The sequence below is a fragment of the Dactylosporangium sp. NPDC051541 genome, from assembly GCF_044454505.1.
In the GTDB taxonomy this organism is placed as follows: domain Bacteria; phylum Actinomycetota; class Actinomycetes; order Mycobacteriales; family Micromonosporaceae; genus Dactylosporangium.
Genome location: NZ_JBITDU010000058.1, coordinates 1 through 1,236 on the forward strand (window position 1 = coordinate 1; position 1,236 = coordinate 1,236).

A 1,236-nucleotide genomic window follows, 5' to 3' on the forward strand; every position below is an offset into this window, starting at 1 on the left:
GATGGTGGTGGCGGGGCCGTTGACGGCGGCGATGGCGGTGTTGGGTGGGAGGGTGATTGCGGTGTGGGGTTGGGGGATGGACAGCATGCTGCCGGTGCCGGCGAGGGCGGTCAGGGTTTGGGCTCGGCGGGCGACGATGGTGGCGGCGTCGGTGAGGGTGAGGGCGCCGGTGAGGTAGGCGGCGGCGATCTCGCCTTGGGAGTGGCCGATGACGGCGTGGACCGGGGTGAGGGTCTGCCACAGGTGGCCCAGGGCGGTGTTGATGGCGAAGAGGACAGGCTGGATGACGTCGGGGGTCTGTGGGATGTCGTCGTGCTGGAGGAGTTCGATGAGGTCCCAGCCGGTGTGGGGCTTGAGGGCCTCGGCGCAGGCGTGGAGGTGGTCGCGGATCAGGGGTGTGGTGCGGTAGAGATCCAGGGCCATGCCGGGCCACTGGCTGCCTTGGCCGGGGAGGACGAGGACGGTCTTGCCGGGGTTGGTGGCGGCGGGCCGGCCGTCGTGGACGAGGTTGGGGTGTTCTTCTCCGGTGGCCAGGGCGTGGAGGGCCGCTTCTCGGTTGTCGCCGATGATGCTGGCTCGGTAGGGGTGGGCGGTTCTGGTGGCGAGGGTGGCGGCGACTTGGTGGGGGTCGGCGTCCATCGCGTGGTTGAGGAGTTGGCGGGCGTGGTCGCGCAAGGCTTCGGGGGTCCTTGCTGACAGCCGCCAGACGATCGGGAGGTCTAGGACTTGCAGTCCTAGCGTCACCGGTGCCACGACAGGGGCCGGTGGTTGTTCCAGAATGAGGTGGGCGTTGGTTCCGGAGATGCCGAAGGAGGAGATGGCCGCTCGGCGGGGGCGGTCGACTGCGGGCCATGGGGTGGGTTCCGTGAGGAGCTGTAGGCCGCTGGTGTCCCAGTCGAGGTGTGGGGAGGGTGCGTCGACGTGCAGGGTTTGGGGGAGGGTGCTGTGTTGGATGGCTTGGACCATTTTGATGACGCCGGCGACGCCGGCGGCGGCTTGGGTGTGGCCGATGTTCGACTTGATGGAACCTAGGAGCAGCGGTTGGGTCTGACGGTCGCGGCCGTAGGTGTTGGCGAGGGCTTGGGCTTCGATCGGGTCGCCGAGGGTGGTGCCGGTGCCGTGGGCTTCGACGGCGTCGATGTCGGCTGTGGTGAGGCCGGCGTTGGCCAGGGCTTGGTGGATGACGCGTTCTTGGGAGGGGCCGTTGGGGGCGGTGAGGCCGTTGCTGGCGCCGTC

1 protein-coding gene is annotated in these 1,236 nt (G+C 69.3%); it reads right to left on the minus strand.

The annotated features are described in order from the left end of the window. Positions 1 to 1,236 (minus strand): acyltransferase domain-containing protein (locus tag ACIA8L_RS56360; RefSeq protein ID WP_395918542.1); only part of this gene is annotated, 1,236 nt, incomplete at both ends.